We start from the raw sequence: 16,477 nt of genomic DNA, 5'->3' as shown, positions 1-16,477 counted from the left end.
TCCGTTTTATTGATTTTTTGGTAAATCTTTATATGCGGTAATTCCCCCAATACTATCTGCAGATTTAACCGCATTAACAATCGCCCTTTCCATGACCATCGCTGCCAACCCGCCAATAACATCTACGGGAATTCTTTCCCCTCCAGTGGCAACAGCGAAAATTGTATCACCATCAAACATGGTGTGCGCTGGAAAAATCGTTCTCGCATATCCGTCTTGGGCCATTTGCGCCACCTTCGTTGCCTCCGCCTTCGTTAACTCGGCATTCACCGCTACTACTCCAATGGTGGTATTTGAACCGGCAGGAATGGTGGATTGATAGTTTTGTTCGAGAAGTTTGATACTATCAAGAATCATTCCATTCTGATACGGCCCAGCTAAAATTTTACCTGTGGATGGTTCGCGGACATCCCCAGCTGGATTAACGGCAACAATGGCACCAATCACAACACCATTTTCTAAACGGAGTGATGCACTTCCGAGACCGCCCTTCATACAAAAGCCGAGACCGGCTAATTTACCAGCAGTTGCTCCACAGCCTGCCCCATAATTGCCAGTAATAAATTTCTCTGCCGTCGCCGCTTTTGCGGCATCATATCCCATCTGTTTGTCAGGCCGGACCTTTGGGTCACCAAAAGGGAGATCGAATAGAACGGCCGCCGGGACAATGGGTACCTTGGCCACACCCACATCCAGGCCAATATCTTCTTCCTCTAAAAATTGCATCACACCGGAGGCGGCATCCAACCCAAACGCACTGCCGCCACTTAAACAAATACCATGGACTTTTTCAACGAGATTTATAGGATTCAAAAGATCGGTTTCCCGGGTTCCGGGAGCGGATCCTCTGACGTCCACCCCCGCAACTGCACCACTTTCAAAAAGGATGGCTGTACACCCAGTAAGGGCCTGGTGATCTTCTTTATTTCCAACTTTTACACCTGGAACATCCGTGATTTGATCATTCATTTTTTAAAGATCCCTGGAAATCTTTGATTTTTGACCTTTGCCAATCTGTTTCCACGCTAATACAACTGCTAACGTAACAATGGTACCAACAATGGCTTCAGGGATTCCGTTTGTTATGCCAACTGTCCAAGCAACTCCTGGGGTTAAATAATGACGGATGACAGCCATTGTTAACACAAGGACCGTGTTTGCCAATGTCCCGATAAAGGCGGCGGCCCCCACTGCAAGATATTCACTTTTACGACGGATTCCAACATAGATCAGCCATGCCACTACGCCAATGAAAAGCCGGGGTAAAATCGCAACCAATGGATCCTTAAAGAGTGGAACGGTTGCGTTTAGGAAGGAAGAAATCCCAAAAATGGCCCCAACTATTAAGCCGACGACCGGTCCCTGCATTATGCCACCAATAATTGCGGGAATGTGCATGATCGTGGCATTCCCTGCCGCCGTTGGAACTGGAATATACCCCAACCTGGTTACCCCTAATAGAATGGCTACCGCACCCAGCACACCTGCAATGACAATATCGCGAACTGTTAATCCCTTTTTCATAGTATTTCTCCCCTTTTGTTTTTGGTATTTTTCACATTAAAAAGGAAACGGATAAAAAAGCAGTAGGAAAGCAAATAAAAGTCCAACCAATAAAACAAGATAATCCTTTGCTAACGCTTGATACACGGAATAGGAGCTCCTGTCGCCGCCAGGTGTATAGCAGCGGGACTCCATGGCGAGAATTAAATCCTCGGCCCTAGACAAGGCGATATTAAATAACGGAATAATGATGGGAAACATTTCTTTTGTCCTTTGAATGATTCTCCACCAGCCGCCGGTACCAAAGTCGGCCCCCCTTGATGCTTGTGCCTTCATCATTTTTTCCATCTCAATGGCAAAGGTTGGAACGAATCGAATGGCAATTGTTGTAATCAGCGAGATTTCGTGGACTGGAAAATGAATCTTCTTTAACGGACTGAGTAAGCTTTGAATGGAATGTGTTAATTCTGTGGTGGAAGTCGATAAGGTGAGAACACTGCTTAAGAAGATAATTTCAATAAACCGAACGGCTGAAACAATCACCAATCGAATACTTTCACTCGTGATGAGGATAAACCCATAATCAACAAATACTTTGCCATCGGAAAAGAGCTGTCCTTGAAAAAGCAGCTGTAAAATGGCTAAGATAACAATAAACGGGATGGCCGGTTTCACACCTGATAACCCATAGCTAATGGGAATTTTGGATCCCCAGAATAAATAGAGAGATAAGACTAAACCGATGGCATTCCCGATATAACTCGTATTCAGCGCAATCGCCATCACGAGTATGACAAAAGCAAGCAGCTTTATTCTCGGGTCTAACCGATGAATAAAGGAGCCGGTTGGTACGTACTGCCCAATGGTAATATTACGGGATATATCAAATTCGCTTGACATATTTCGCCCCTCCCTTCCTGCCTGTAAGAACATTCAACACTTCATCAGCTGCTTCAGAGATGGAAAAGGCGTCCGTTTTTACTTTGTATCCAAGGTCGCTTAATCGGTACAGAACTTTCACCGTTTCAGGGGTGCCAATTTGATAACGCTGCAGTTTTTCTTTATCCGTAAAAATTTCTTTCGGGGTTCCTGTTAATACGTCAGTCCCATCTGCCATTACATATACACGATCAGCTAGCATGGCCACCTCCTCCATATTGTGCGACACAAAAACGACCGTTAACTTTTCTTCCTTGTTTAACCGTTTGATTTTATCAAGTAATTCCTTCCTTGACCTTGGATCCAAACCCGCTGTCGGTTCATCAAGTACTAAAATCTTGGGTTTTAATGCAAGGATCCCCGCTAAAGCTACTTTTCGTTTCTGGCCGCCGCTTAAGGCAAAAGTCTGTCTGTCCTTCATTTCCTCAAAATCCAAACCCACAACCGACATCGCCCATTTAACGCGCTCCCTCACCTCCTTTAGTGGAAGGCCTAATTTGAAAGGCCCGTAGGCAATATCATCACCAATAATTTTTTCGAAAATTTGATCCTCCGGGTTTTGAAAGACAAGGCCCACCTTCTGCCTCAGCGTCTTTAAATCTACCTTTTTCTTTGATAGGTCTTCCCCATCAATGACTACCTTTCCGGATTCCGGACGCATTAGCCCATTGAAGTGCTGGATTAAGGTAGACTTTCCTGACCCCGTATGGCCAATAATGGCAATGCATTCCCCTTCTTCTACATACAGATTGGTTCCGTGTAAGGCGACATGCTCCATCGGGGTTCCTTTCATATACGTATGTGATAGGTTTTCTATTTCGATAATGGATCGCTTCGACATTATCCCACCTCCTCTTTGGAGAGGTTATCCTCCTTGGAGAATTTCTCCACTTCTTCTATAAACTCCTGTTCTTGAATTAAGTCTTTTGAAAAATCAGATAATTGGCCATGAATCACTTCGGCCATTTGGCTCACAGAGGGAACTTCTAATTGAAGTTTTTCTAATTCCTCCTTATGTTTAAAAATTTCACGTGGCGTGTCGTCCATCACCATTTGTCCGCCCTCAATGACGATAATCCGGTCAGCTTCCGCTGCTTCTGACATATGGTGGGTAACGGTAATAATCGTCATTCCACTATTGTTCATTTTTCTCATCACCTGAAGAACTTCTTTTCGACCAAAACTGTCTAACATACTTGTTGCCTCATCAAAAACAATGCAATCCGGCTGCATGGCTAATACTCCAGCAATCGCAACTCTCTGCTTTTGCCCCCCAGATAAATGATGGGGTGGTCGATGACGAAACGGAGACATTTTGACAACGTTTAGCGCGTCATCGACTCTTTTTTCATTTCTTCTCTTGGGACGCCAATATTCTCCAGTCCAAATGCAACATCTTCCTCTACGATCGTCGCAACAATTTGGTTATCAGGATGTTGAAAGACGGTGCCAACAGAGCGACGAATATCCCGTTTCTTTTTTATATCCTTCGTGTTGTGGCCATGAACCCAGACGTCTCCGTCGTCAGGGGTTAAAATCCCGTTAAGGTGTTTAGATAAAGTAGATTTACCTGAGCCATTGTGACCAATGATGGCCACATATTCTCCGGGAAAGATGGATAAAGAGATATTCTTCAGCACGGATACTTTCGTTTTTTCGTTAATTTTGTAGGAAAACGATATATTTTCTAAGCGAATAATGGGTTCCATTTTAAACTCCTCTCTATCGTTTTAATTTAGATCCCACGTCCTCCATCAATATTTAGGACCTCACCGGTCACCATCTTAGCCAGATCAGAGGCTAAATAAAGTGCCCCTTGGGCAATATCCTCTGGTTGAATTAATTTTCCCAGTGGGACACTATCTTGAAAGATCTTTTTCATTCCCTCTTCCTTTTGATCTTCATTTCCAACAAGGAACTTCCCAATCATAGGTGTATCGGCTGGGCCGGGATTGATGGCATTTACTCTAATTTGATAGGGTGCTAACTCGAGGGCTAATGCTTTGGTCAGCATAATCGCTGCCCCTTTTGATGCACAATACGCATTTAACCCGGGTCTCGCTCTGATACCAGCAATGGAAGCAATAGTAACAATACTTCCACTCTTTTGTTGTTTCATGATCGGAACCGCATACTTAGAGGTTAAAAAGATGGATTTGGTATTCACATTCATGATTACATCCCATTGTTCGACGGTTAATTCCTCTATCGATGTGAAGGATTGTGGAACACCGGCACAATTAATGACAATATCCAATCCGTGATATACTTCCACTGTTTGATTCACAAGGTTTGCCACATCCGAATCATTCGTTACATCGGCTTGAATGGCCTGCACATGGTTTACACCGGTGGCACTTGCCGCTGTTATGGCTGACTGAACATGTAAATCAGCAAACGTTACATTAGCCCCTTCATGAGCGAAAGTCTGCGCAATCGCTTTCCCCATTCCCGATCCTGCTCCAGTTACAATTGCCGTTTTTCCATTTAATATAGTCATAGGATAGACACCTCCGGTAATTTATACTTGAAATCCATTTTTTTCTCAAAAAGAAGTAGCATTTAGATTTTAGGTCTAAGGCTTACTTGAACCATTTTCGCGATAATGGCGTCCCCCATTTCAGTGGTTGTCGCCGTCCCCCTTAGGTCAGGTGTTCTTATCTTCCCTTCTACTAATACCCCTTCAATGGCATCTAGGATTAATTTCGCAACATCAGGGAGTTTAAGATGGTCCATCATGAGACTAAGGCTCCAAATTGAAGCGATGGGATTGGCGATTCCTTTTCCCGCTATGTCGGGAGCAGAACCATGGATCGGTTCAAACATGGAGGGATAGATCCGCTCGGGATTGATGTTCCCAGATGGAGCCAACCCTAATCCCCCTACTATCGCTGCCCCTAAATCTGTTAGAATATCACCAAATAAATTACTGCCCACAATGACATCGAGTGTCTCCGGTTTAGAAATAAAATAGGTAGCAAGGGCATCAATATGGTAGAGCTGTGTTTTTACATCTGGATAACTATTCCCTATTTCATTCACCATTTCATCCCAAAAAGGCATGGTAAAGTTAATTGCATTCGATTTTGTTGCCACTGTAAGATTTTTCTTTGCCCTTTTTTCAGCCATGGAAAAAGCATAGTTTAATATTCTTTCAGAACCGAACCTAGTAAAAATGTTATTTTGCACAGCTAATTCATAGGGCGTTCCTTCATGAACCCGTCCGCCCATATTGGTATACTCCCCTTCGGTATTCTCCCTAATGACAACAAAATCAAGGTCTTTATGGTCTTTATACCTTAATGGGCTTTCAATACCTTGAAGCAGTTTAATGGGCCGCAAATTCACATACTGTTGAAATTTCCGGCGAATAGGCAAAATGAGCTCCCACACTGAAATGTGATCTGGTACAGATTTGGCACCAACAGCTCCAAATAGAATAACGTCGAAATCTTTTAATAGATCTAATCCATTTTCAGGCATCATTCTTCCATTTTGAAGATAATAATCACAGCCCCAATCAAAAGATTCAAAAGAAAAAGTCAAACCGCCGTGTATCTCTTCTACTTTTTTTACTACCTTTATAGCCTCATTCATCACTTCCGGGCCAATTCCATCTCCCGGAATTAACGCAATTGAAAAGTGTTGCAACTCTATCACTCCTTTCATCAATCATTTCTATTCCCTGCATAAGATTTCCTTACCGTTGGCACACGTTTATTCTGCGCTTTTTATTTTTATCGCGATGTTTTTTAATTGCGTATAATTCCTTAGTGCTTCCACACCTTTTTCACGGCCAATTCCACTTTTTTTATAACCGCCAAATGGAAGTTCGACCCCACCGGCTGCACCAAAGTCATTGATAAAGACCTGCCCGCTTTTCACTTTACTTGCAATTCTGTGTGCCCGTGATAGATCATTTGTCCAAATCCCTGTTACGAGACCATATGAAGTTCCATTTGCTAATGTAATAGCTTCCATTTCTGTTTCAAATTCAAATACAGTCAAAACGGGGCCAAAGACTTCCTCCTGAGCTATTTCACTCATTGGGGAAGCGTTTTCAATTATGGTCGGTTCAAAATAATATCCATCTTCCAACCCTTCCAGCTTTGCCCGCCTTCCACCCATGATGACACGTGCACCTTGCTCTTTTGCTCTTTCAACCATGGCTAGTATTCGATCAAACTGCCTTTTTGAAATAATGGGGCCTAGCTCGCTGTCATTAACCCCAGGGCCTAGTTTAATTCTTTTCATTCTCTCGATTAATTTCTCCATCCATTCATCTTTAATTTTAGAATGAATGAGCAACCTTGAACCGGCAGAACATGTTTGACCCGCATTCTGAATAATTGATCGTGTAACCCATGTAACCGCTTCTTCCATATCACAATCTGGAAAAACAATATGAGGTGATTTCCCTCCCAGTTCGAGTGTGACAGGAACAATATTTTTCGCCGCAGAGATCATTACACTTGTGCCGGTATTAACTGAACCAGTAAATGTGATGTGATTGACATCAGGGTGATTGACCAATGCTGCTCCTGCTTCTGTACCATAGCCTGTTACAACGTGTAGAGCACCTTTCAGGACTTCAATCTCGGAAAATATTTCTGCTAACTTTAAGGCCGATAGAGGAGTATCTTCAGCCGGTTTCACCACCACTGTATTTCCAACCGCTATGGCGGCTGCCACTCCCCTTGAAGTGATCTGAAGTGGATAATTCCAAGGAATCACTTGCGCACAAACACCCATTGGTTCACGAACCGTGTAGTCAATCACATTTGGCGCTACCGGGATTGTTTCTCCAAACATCTTATCGGCAACACCTGCATAGTACTCAAAATAGCGCGCACTACTTTCAACATCGCTTCTAGCCTGTGATAGCGGCTTGCCGGTGTCCAAGGTCTCAATTAAGGCAAGCTCCTCAGATCTTTCACGTACTTTTCGGGCAACCTCAGAAAGTGCATTTCCTCTTATACCAGGTTTTACTGATTGCCATTCATTGGATTCAAAGGCATTTTTCGCCGCTGTTACTGCTTGATGTACATCTTCCTTATTTCCCCTGGGAACTCTGGCAATTACCTCATGATTGGCAGGATTGTATGTTGGAAAAAACTCTCCAGAAACGGACTTTACCCATTCACTATTGATATACATTTTTTGCTCCATTGTTAACCTCCATTTTGCCGTGCTATGAATCTTTTACGTTACGAAGCGGTCTTACCCCTTCTATCTCCAATTTAAAATCTATCTCCCTCTATATTTGCAATTCTTGTGCCAGGAGTAGTAAATTCGGAAAAGTCTGAAATATAAAGAAAAAACAGGGATACAAAACCCTGCTAGTAAAAACGATGTTTTGATTTGCATCATTAGATTGCAATTTAAAACATCATAAATTATATTCCTTTATTTTTCTCCAAAGGGTGGATTGGTCTATTCCCAGTGATTGGGCCGCTAACTTTTTATTATGATCAAATTTTTCTAGCGTTGTGAGAATGAGTTCTTTTTCCTTATTTTTTATACTATGTTTATTGGTTGTTTCTTCGGAAAACTGCCGTTTCCTTATTTTTTCAGAAAGAAATTTTGCCCCCTGAAGTCTTAAACTATCACTCTCTTCCAGAACCACCATCCGTTCAATCGTATTCCTTAATTCACGAATATTCCCTGGCCAGTCGTACTTCTGAAATAAACAAATCAATTCGTTTTCAACGGTTATAATTTTATTTTTTCTTTTGTCATTAAACTCATCTAGGAAAGATTCTACCAGTTTAGGAATATCGGCTAAACGCCCACGTAGAGGCGGCAATTCCAAAGCTAGCACATTTAACCGGTAATATAGGTCAGAACGGAATTGTTTCTCTTCAACCTCCTCCTCTAAATTTCGATTTGTTGCTGTAATAATTCGAACATCCACTGGAATGATCCGCTCGCCACCCACACGTCGAATAGTCCTTTCCTGAAGCACCCTTAATAAGAGAGCCTGAATTCTTAACGGTATCTCACCAATCTCATCTAAAAATAGGGTACCTCCGTGTGCAAGTTCAAATAAGCCGGGCTTGCCATCTTTTAGCGCACCTGTAAATGTGCCTTTCTCATATCCAAACATTTCACTTTCAAGAAGATTTTCTGGTAAAACCGCGCAGTTTACGGCTACAAAGGGGCCAAGTGATCGATGACTTGCTGAATGAATCCCTTGAGCAAATAATTCTTTACCCGTTCCAGACTCACCGGTTATTAGTACAGTTGATTCCGTTTCAGCAAATTTCCTTGCAAGTTCTTTTGCCTCCATTATTTCATGCGTTTCCCCAATAATGTCACTTAATCGATACTTTGCTTCCAAGCCATTTTGATGAAGTTTTTTACGAAGTTGTAATTCTACTTTTTGAATATCTGTAATTTCTTTAAAATTTGATACTGCCCCGACAATTTTTCCTTTGACGATGACAGGAGACCTATTGATAACAATTTGACGCCCTCCTACTGTAGCAATATCGCCCCTTTCAATCTTCCCGGCTTCTAATACACGTAACATATCCGATTGTGGGATGAAATCCGTAATGTTTCTTCCCTTCATATCCTCTTCAACACCCAAGATTGTTTTGGCATGTTCATTCACCAATCGAATATTCCCTGTTCTGTCAATCGCAACAACACCATCATGTGTGGAATTGACGATCGCATCTACTTGATACCGTTCATTTAAAATTTCCTCATTTAACTTCACTAATGAGCCTGCTATTTGTAAAAAAGGAATCACAGAAGTGAAAGCAGGCTTAATAAAATGTACATTTTTAATCCTAGGGTTAGTAATGAAGCCTTTCATCCATATTGGGGCCAGGTATACATGATTCGGCTTCGGTCCAGTAGATTGTTTTTCTGTTACAATGGTGATTTGAATTTCATCCTTCATCACCTGTTCTCCATTTTCTTTTCTTAACCACTCGATTTCTTCACTTGTTGTGAGAAACGAATACTCGCTTTGCTCGGGATGATCAAACAATCGCTTTATATTCTTTTTTATATCCTCTATGGTGATGGGGATAGGGATAATAGGAAAGGTAAGACCCTCCAATTCTTTCTGAAAAATAGCAGGTGTAATAATAACCATTGGGTTCATGATCTGATCTAATATTGAATTAATCGAATAAAAACTAGCCGTTGGGTATCCCATATCCTTTAATACCTTTATCATTTGGTCTTCATATAAATCATTCATTTTATAAAGGGCTATCAATCTATCACCTCAGAACAAAGAATTGTAACGAAGAAAGACATAAACATTTTTTCATTTTTGAATATTCTTACTTTTATTTTAAAAGTATATGTCCTTTCTGTAAACTTTCTTGAACAGAACGGGTTTTGGGTATCCGTATTCAGGTACCATTGTGGTGTTCTGATGGCATTAAAAAAGGACTTCTCATTATGTGAGTAAGCCACGTTGATTTACTATTTGATAGAATGCTTCATATTATTGTACATACTTACCACTGATTCATCTATTTCATCTCTCGACATTCGCATGGCCAGTTCAGCCCGGCCAAAGCCAATTTCAGTTTTACCTTCTTCCAGTCCTTTAAAAATGTAGTCTGCAAATTCATTCAATGGGGCACCAAACGTATGTAGTCCTACTCCGCCTAGATCCGTATTGACTGCTGGTGGTGCTATTTCAATTACTTTAATGGCCGTTTCCGAAAGCTGTAAACGTAAACTTACCGTAAAGGCATGAAGTGCGGCCTTTGTCGCGGAATAAATCGGGGCAATGGCCATCGGAGTAAAGGCTAAGCCGGAGGTAACATTTAAAATAGCTGCATTCTCTTTATTTGCGAAAAATGGTGTAAATAACATCGCAAAATGAATCGGTGCTTCCATATTTGCTGAGATTTCCTTATTGAAATAGCCCCATTCCTCTCTTGCTTGTACCTTTAGTATATTATAACGTTGTTGGATTCCGGCGTTATTAACAAGTATGTTCAATTAGGATACTGACTCGTGACCCAATCAAAAAGAGCCAATCGATCAGATTCAATTGTTACATCACATTTACGCGTAATAATTTCAGGAAATTTCTCCTTGGCTTCTTTCAGCTTTCTTCCCGTCTTCCGCAAACAATCACCTTACTTCCTGCCTTGATAAAACGTTGTGCAAAAGCGAACCCAATTCCGGATGCTCCGCCAGTTATCAGGATGGTATTACCTGAAAGTTTCATGAATGTTCCTCTCCTCTTTTTAAAAATAATTATGGTTCTGCCGTATCTAATTTTACCTTTGGTCAACCTTATTTTTATCAATTATTTCACTATTTACTCCTCTAATCACGCCATAAACGATTTCAAAAATTACCTGCTACAGAATTCGAATAGTTCAACTTAGATAGGTGACCATATCATTGTAAGACATTTTAGGGGGAGTGACACAATTGAAGAAAAAAAGCTTGGTTCCTTTCGTTTTAGCCACTGCATTAATCGGATTAACTGGCTGTGCCGATCGTAATGATCATGCAGTCGATACCAATAGAGACAATATGGGTGTAGATGTAAGAAACGACGCCGATAACGGAGTGGGCGTTCGAAATGTAAGAAACGATTTGAATAATGGGCTTCAGAATGGTTCAAATCAAAGATTACACGTTTCCACTAAAGCCGGAAGAAATGTTGAGAATTTGCAAGAAGTTGATTTAGCACATGTGATCATTCGAAATAATGATGCGTATGTGGCTGTTAAATTAAAAAATAATAATGGGGCAACGCGGACAACAAACAATACAGGTACAAACCGACTTAACAGGACAAACAAAGATGCTTATCCTAATAATACCAATGGACGTGGCGCAACGATCGAAGAAAACGTGAACGATGGTGTAAGGGGAATAGTCAATAATGGCATTCCCGAAACTAGAGGTAACGGTAACGGTACCAATGATACCATAGGCTCCGATGGGACCAATAATATTACAGGATCCGATGGGACTTTAAATGGGAATAATGCCAACTTTAAGAAAGCTACTTCTGGTCTCGACAAAAAAATAGCCAAACAAGTACGCGCAGCAGTTAATAACATTGATCATGTATATGTATCATATGATCAAACCTTCTTTAAACAAATGACAAATTACTCAAACGATATTACGAATGGGCGAAACAGAGACGGACTTTGGGACGACTTTACCAATAGCATGAATCGTTCCTTTAGATAAATTTGCATGACTTCGTAAGAAAAGTGCAAACCCGTTACGGCGAACAGTGCATGTCACTGTTCGCCATAAATGATGAACTATCCCCTTCTTAGTCAAAGGTTAACCGATAGCCCTTAACGATGATGCCATCATTCGCAGGTTCAAAGTCAAATTGTGGTAATCGTTCAAATCCTAGGTGTTCATATAATCTCATCGCACTGTCCATAAATGCGCCGGTATGCAGTCCAATGGATGAATATCCCTTCTCTTTCGTCCGCTGAATACATTCCATGATTAATGCAGTTGCTACCCCATTCCCACGCGCTTGTGGTGTAACGGCAAGCATGCGGATTTCTGGATAATCCAGTTCTTCTAGATACCCCTCATAGGCATTGGTCTTTGCCGGAAATAAAATGACGCTGCCTGCAATTTCTCCATTCATTTCTGCAACAATCCGCTCCACGTCCCCTTGAGCATCGGCCTCTGATGTAATAGCCTGCTTAAGAGCCTGCCAATGAGCGTCTGGAATTTTTTCTGCATGCTCTTTGTATGAGAGGATTCGTTGCTCGCGAATGTAGGGTATTTCATCTACTCTTGCATCACGTATAATCACTACTTACCCGCCTCCCATTGTATTCCACTCAATGTATTAAAAATTTTTCAGTTTTATGACTTAAATCTTGGCGATGATGCTGGGAGTGAAGACTTGATAAATCAGGACCCTTTGGCAAAATGGGACCGCTTTTTTGGTCGTTGCCGGCAATATGGTTTGATAAATGATAATGGACTTTAATTGCGTGAAAATCAGTGGTATCCCCAAATCCCGGCGTTTGGTAGAGATCCCGCAGATAGCCCCATAAATTTGGAAAATCAACGATACGATTCCGATTGGTCTTAAATGCCGAGTAATAAGCCACGTCAAAGCGGACGAGCGTCGCATAAAGCCGGACATCCGAATCAGTAATATAATCTCCAAATAAGAATCGTTTGCTTCCGAGGTGCTGCTCCAGTTCATCTAATTTGGCAAAAAGGATATCAAATGCCTCTTCATAGGCTTCTTGTGATTGGGCAAAGCCACATTTATAGACACCATTGTTAACATCATGGAAGATGTAATCATTTAAGGCATCTATTTCCTCCCGTAAGTGTTCTGGATACAAATCAGGAGCATTTACTTTAAAAAAAGGTGACCAAACAGTCTCGAGATAGTTTGTGAGTTTAAAATAATCATTGTTTACTACCTTTTGTTCCTTTACATCCACGATAACTGGGACTGTGGGCCGACCCGTGTAATCCGAAACTGTATTTTGATAGATTTCACTTAAATACCGGATATTTAATACCGGATCGACCCCGCCCACATCTAATGAAAATTCCCAATCCACATGTGGGAGTTTGGGACGCATCGGGCTGGCGGTTCCGAGACTGATGACCTCTTCTAAACCAAGAATTTTTCGAACGATCACCGAACGGTGTGCCCACGGACAAACAGCCGACCATAAAAGTCGATACCTTCCTGCCTCAACAGGCAACTCCCCCTCTTGATTTCCAAACGGTGTCGTAAATCTATTTTTCTGGCGATTAAACGACCCATCGGCGTTGATCTCTTTGACTGTTTTGAAATCATTTTGTGACACGCAAAACATCCTCTCGCTTTTGATCATCCATTGATTTACAAATCATTATTTTAATTTCGAGTATTTCAATCGGTTTAATTCATTTTAGTATTTCCCCTTTTATTAAGTCAAGATGAAACTCTTTAACTATATGTACTATTCAGAATATGCCTTTCGCATGAATACTTAAGGGAAAACAGCGCAAGACATGGTCGGAAGAAGTTAATTCTTATCTGCGGTGATATCGTTATATGGTAAGATAAGCTTTTTTACCCTGTCGTAACTCATAGAACTAATTTCTTGCATTATTCTTGGGATTGCCTCTTCAGGATAGCCGTATTCGCGAAGTAGTTTTTTCATCTTTTCGTTATGATTCAAGCTAACACCCCCATCAAATTTTATGTTTAGTGTCCCCTTTTGGAGGAAAAAACATTTACCTCGAAGCATATGAATTAAAATCATTCCCCCTTTCTGTTTGGGGAGTTCGCGAATAACGTTAATTTGGAAGTTAGTTTCCAACTTTTGTAGAATTAATCCTCAAATTTGTAGAATAAATGTAAATTTTGTAGAAAAAACCGTTCCAATTGTAGAATTCCCCGCCTATTCAAAAACAGGCATAAATTGGGACTAGAAAATTTTCCGCTTTTGTAGTAACTGGCATATGATAGTGTACCGATAACTTCAAATGGAAAGGAGGAGTTCATATTGAGTGAGGAAAAGAATGAGGAATCAAGTAAATCAAGTAAATCCTTGTGGAAACCGCTTTTGGCAGCACCTGCATTATTTTTTCTTGCCCCATTAGGGATTGGTTTGTATCTGACACATCCATTCCCGGCAAAAACAACAAAAAATCCAGGGGAATATGGACTTACCTTCGAAGAGATTGAGTTTTTTAGCCGAAAAGATCAAATCAAACTGTCTGGCTGGTGGATTCCAGCCGTTTCAAAGAAAAGCAGGAAAACAGTCATCACAGCACACGGTTACATGAATGAACGCGCCATGGAAAGGATTGAAGGACTGCAGCTCGTTAAAGTTTTAACAGAACAAGGCTATAATGTACTGATGTTTGATTTTCGCAATGCAGGAAAGTCGAAGGGAAAAACCACGGGGATTGGCTATTTTGAAAGACACGATTTGTATTCAGCGATTGAGTATGCGATTCAGGAAAAACATCAGGAAAAAGTGGCACTCCTTGGCTGGAGTATGGGAGCTGCATCTGCCCTTATTGCTGGATGCGAACACCCTGCTGTTTCCGCCATTATTGCCGACAGTCCCTTCTGTGATTTAGAACCTTTTCTAAAAGAAAACCTTTCACATTGGACCAAGCTACCAAAACGGCCATTTACACCGATTGTTTATCATTCCATGCGGAAGCTCCTCAATATTGACCCCACTGAAGTTTCACCCATCAATCATGTAAAAAATACCAAAGGAAAATCCTTTTTCATCATCCATAGTACGTCAGATAAAGCGATTCCATATGCCGAGAGTGAAAAATTGTATCAATCGATTTCAACCGGTAACCAAAAAGAATTATGGCTGACGAAAGATTGTGAACACATTCATTCGTACCGTTTGCATAAAAATGAGTATACACGTCGTGTACTCAGGTTCCTAAATAAGTACGTAAAGGATAACTAATTTACGAATGAATAAAGTGCGCTGTCACCCCTTTTACGGGTCGTGACAGCGCACCCTTTTACTTCGTTAGAAGTTCTAAAAAGGAACAGATGGTCAAAATGCCTTTATCAAAGTTTTCCAAGTTAAAATGTTCATTCGGCGCGTGAAGATTTTCATCTGGTAAACCGAATCCCATTAAGACAACAGGTACATTTAGGGAGTGGTTGAAATCCGAAACAATGGGAATCGAACCACCTTCTCGTTTGTAAACAGGTGTTTTCCCATATATGTTTTGATACGCTTCGGCTGCTTTTTGGATCATCGGACTGTCGATTGGAGTTAAAAATGGATTTCCCGTATCGCCAAGCGTCACATTGATCGTGGATCCTTTTGGTGCATGTTCTTCCAGATGCTTCTTGACTAATTGCTGGATCTTTTCCGGGTTTTGATTGTGAACGAGACGGCAAGTGATTTTGCCATGGGCCTCGTTCGGGATAACCGTTTTTGTCCCTTCACCCTGAAACCCGCCCCATAGGCCGTTAATTTCTAATGTAGGCCGGGAACTGATTTTCTCAGGATAGGGATAATTGTTTTCCCCTCCGGTTAATTCCGTCAACCCCAATGATTGCTTCAGCTTTTCTTCATTGAAACCCAATGCTTTAATTTGTTCTTTTTCAAATTCAGTTAGATCTACCACATCATCGTAAAAATGGTCCACATTCACTTTTCCGTTTGCATCATGAAGAGTCGAAAGCAACTGCACCAATAAATGGTTGGCATTCTGAACTCCCCCTCCGAACATGCCTGAGTGCAAATCAGAATTTGCGGTTTTTAGGGTAAACTCGAGCGCACAAAGACCTCTTAAAGAATAGGTGATGGCCGGGACGCCTCTGTCCCACATATCCGAATCGGAAATAACGACCACATCACAGGATAATTTCTCTTTATTCGCGGATAAGTATGGTGGAAGATTAGGGCTTCCGATTTCTTCTTCACCTTCGATGCAGAATTTTACGTTTACCGGTAATTTACCTTCTACCTTCAATAAGGTTTCCACTGCTTTGATATGTAAGAACGTCTGCCCTTTATCATCGGTTGCCCCTCTAGCAAAGATCTTTTCATCACGAATCGTTGGTTCAAACGGTGGTGTTTCCCATAAATGAACAGGGTCTACGGGCTGTACGTCATAATGGCCGTACACTAAGACGGTTGGAGCGTTTTCCTGATGAAGCCAGTCCGCATAAATAATAGGATGTCCCTTTGTCTGGACGATTTCCACATGTTCCATTCCGATGTTTGTTAATTTATCGGCAATCCAGGAAGCTGCTCTTTGAATATCCTCTTTATGCTCTGATAAGGAACTGACGCTTGGAATCCGGAGCAGTTCTTTTAATTCCTCAACATTCTCATGATGGTTAGTTGAAATGACTTCGGACAATTTGCCCATATTATCACCTTTTCTCAATTATTTTCACTTCTTATTTTATACAAAATTGACGGCGACAACAAACATCAGCCTTTCCCCTTCTATCCTCATCAAAAAAATGAGGGTTGGGCCTATCCTTCCTTCTTCCATTTCTCGCGCAACCTCATTCCCGTCCATATCTTTGTTACTATTTCCAAACTGT

General features: G+C 41.3%; 14 protein-coding genes and 2 pseudogenes. 2 read left to right on the top strand and 14 right to left on the bottom strand.

Features of this window, described 5'->3' with window-relative positions:
* Positions 1-6 precede the first annotated feature (6 nt).
* From RCG19_RS20655 to RCG19_RS20600, 10 genes and pseudogenes are all read right to left on the bottom strand, one after another.
* Positions 7-969, bottom strand: a complete 963-nt coding sequence (locus tag RCG19_RS20655; RefSeq protein WP_308108677.1) for a P1 family peptidase — start codon at positions 967-969, stop codon at positions 7-9.
* A 3-nt stretch (positions 970-972) separates the two neighbouring features.
* On the bottom strand, positions 973-1,524 hold the full coding sequence (locus RCG19_RS20650) for an ECF transporter S component (RefSeq protein WP_166241448.1): 552 nt from the start codon (positions 1,522-1,524) through the stop codon (positions 973-975).
* A 36-nt stretch (positions 1,525-1,560) separates the two neighbouring features.
* Entirely contained in the window at positions 1,561-2,403 is an 843-nt protein-coding gene (locus tag RCG19_RS20645; protein WP_166241450.1) for an energy-coupling factor transporter transmembrane component T family protein, read from the bottom strand.
* Positions 2,387-3,283 carry an energy-coupling factor transporter ATPase gene (locus RCG19_RS20640; protein WP_308108676.1) on the bottom strand — a complete coding sequence of 299 codons (897 nt, stop codon included), beginning with the start codon at positions 3,281-3,283 and terminating at the stop codon, positions 2,387-2,389. The genes RCG19_RS20645 and RCG19_RS20640 overlap by 17 nt, the downstream gene beginning before the upstream one ends.
* Positions 3,283-4,151, bottom strand: a pseudogene (locus RCG19_RS23770) (energy-coupling factor transporter ATPase). Before RCG19_RS23770 ends, RCG19_RS20640 begins: the two are co-directional and overlap by 1 nt.
* A 26-nt stretch (positions 4,152-4,177) precedes the next feature.
* Positions 4,178-4,942, bottom strand: coding sequence for an SDR family NAD(P)-dependent oxidoreductase (locus RCG19_RS20620; RefSeq protein WP_308108674.1), 765 nt, complete (start codon positions 4,940-4,942; stop codon positions 4,178-4,180).
* 62 nt (positions 4,943-5,004) lie between these two features.
* Entirely contained in the window at positions 5,005-6,093 is a 1,089-nt protein-coding gene (locus tag RCG19_RS20615; RefSeq protein ID WP_308108673.1) for a tartrate dehydrogenase, read from the bottom strand.
* Positions 6,094-6,159: 66 nt separating this feature from the next.
* The gene (locus RCG19_RS20610; protein ID WP_308108672.1) at positions 6,160-7,611 is read right to left on the bottom strand and encodes an aldehyde dehydrogenase family protein; all 1,452 of its coding nucleotides are present in this window, start codon (positions 7,609-7,611) and stop codon (positions 6,160-6,162) included.
* Between the two features lie 220 nt (positions 7,612-7,831).
* On the bottom strand, positions 7,832-9,676 hold the full coding sequence (locus RCG19_RS20605; protein ID WP_308108671.1) for a sigma-54 interaction domain-containing protein: 1,845 nt from the start codon (positions 9,674-9,676) through the stop codon (positions 7,832-7,834).
* 212 nt (positions 9,677-9,888) lie between these two features.
* Positions 9,889-10,648: pseudogene (locus RCG19_RS20600) on the bottom strand (SDR family oxidoreductase).
* Positions 10,649-10,857: 209 nt separating this feature from the next.
* Here RCG19_RS20600 and RCG19_RS20595 point away from each other — a divergent pair.
* The gene (locus RCG19_RS20595) at positions 10,858-11,634 is read left to right on the top strand and encodes a YhcN/YlaJ family sporulation lipoprotein (RefSeq protein WP_308108670.1); all 777 of its coding nucleotides are present in this window, start codon (positions 10,858-10,860) and stop codon (positions 11,632-11,634) included.
* 88 nt (positions 11,635-11,722) lie between these two features.
* On the opposite strand, the gene RCG19_RS20590 is transcribed toward RCG19_RS20595, so the two are convergent.
* The 3 genes from RCG19_RS20590 to RCG19_RS20580 all read right to left on the bottom strand — a co-directional run bounded on the left by RCG19_RS20590 (position 11,723) and on the right by RCG19_RS20580 (position 13,607).
* Positions 11,723-12,226 carry a GNAT family N-acetyltransferase gene (locus tag RCG19_RS20590; RefSeq protein ID WP_308108669.1) on the bottom strand — a complete coding sequence of 168 codons (504 nt, stop codon included), beginning with the start codon at positions 12,224-12,226 and terminating at the stop codon, positions 11,723-11,725.
* A 28-nt stretch (positions 12,227-12,254) separates the two neighbouring features.
* Entirely contained in the window at positions 12,255-13,259 is a 1,005-nt protein-coding gene (locus RCG19_RS20585; protein WP_374049563.1) for a glutathione S-transferase family protein, read from the bottom strand.
* Positions 13,260-13,451: 192 nt separating this feature from the next.
* Entirely contained in the window at positions 13,452-13,607 is a 156-nt protein-coding gene (locus RCG19_RS20580) for a hypothetical protein (protein WP_166241521.1), read from the bottom strand.
* A 327-nt stretch (positions 13,608-13,934) separates the two neighbouring features.
* On the opposite strand from RCG19_RS20580, the gene RCG19_RS20575 reads away from it, so the two are divergent.
* Positions 13,935-14,870 carry an alpha/beta hydrolase gene (locus tag RCG19_RS20575; protein WP_308108667.1) on the top strand — a complete coding sequence of 312 codons (936 nt, stop codon included), beginning with the start codon at positions 13,935-13,937 and terminating at the stop codon, positions 14,868-14,870.
* A gap of 58 nt (positions 14,871-14,928) precedes the next feature.
* Here the strand turns inward: RCG19_RS20575 and RCG19_RS20570 are convergent, their stop codons facing one another.
* Entirely contained in the window at positions 14,929-16,296 is a 1,368-nt protein-coding gene (locus tag RCG19_RS20570; RefSeq protein ID WP_308111040.1) for a dipeptidase, read from the bottom strand.
* Positions 16,297-16,477 lie beyond the last annotated feature (181 nt).

Source organism: Neobacillus sp. OS1-2 (genome assembly GCF_030915505.1).
GTDB lineage: Bacteria > Bacillota > Bacilli > Bacillales > Cytobacillaceae > Neobacillus.
This window is presented reverse-complemented; position numbering and strand designations above follow the sequence as displayed.

Coding starts and splice junctions, on each gene's coding strand:
- RCG19_RS20655 (WP_308108677.1), bottom strand. CDS start 969: ATGAATGATCAAATCACGGATGTTCCAGGTGTAAAAGTTGGAAATAAA.
- RCG19_RS20610 (WP_308108672.1), bottom strand. CDS start 7,611: ATGGAGCAAAAAATGTATATCAATAGTGAATGGGTAAAGTCCGTTTCT.
- RCG19_RS20570 (WP_308111040.1), bottom strand. CDS start 16,296: ATGGGCAAATTGTCCGAAGTCATTTCAACTAACCATCATGAGAATGTT.
- RCG19_RS20640 (WP_308108676.1), bottom strand. CDS start 3,283: ATGTCGAAGCGATCCATTATCGAAATAGAAAACCTATCACATACGTAT.
- RCG19_RS20620 (WP_308108674.1), bottom strand. CDS start 4,942: ATGACTATATTAAATGGAAAAACGGCAATTGTAACTGGAGCAGGATCG.
- RCG19_RS20585 (WP_374049563.1), bottom strand. CDS start 13,259: ATGTTTTGCGTGTCACAAAATGATTTCAAAACAGTCAAAGAGATCAAC.
- RCG19_RS20650 (WP_166241448.1), bottom strand. CDS start 1,524: ATGAAAAAGGGATTAACAGTTCGCGATATTGTCATTGCAGGTGTGCTG.
- RCG19_RS20645 (WP_166241450.1), bottom strand. CDS start 2,403: ATGTCAAGCGAATTTGATATATCCCGTAATATTACCATTGGGCAGTAC.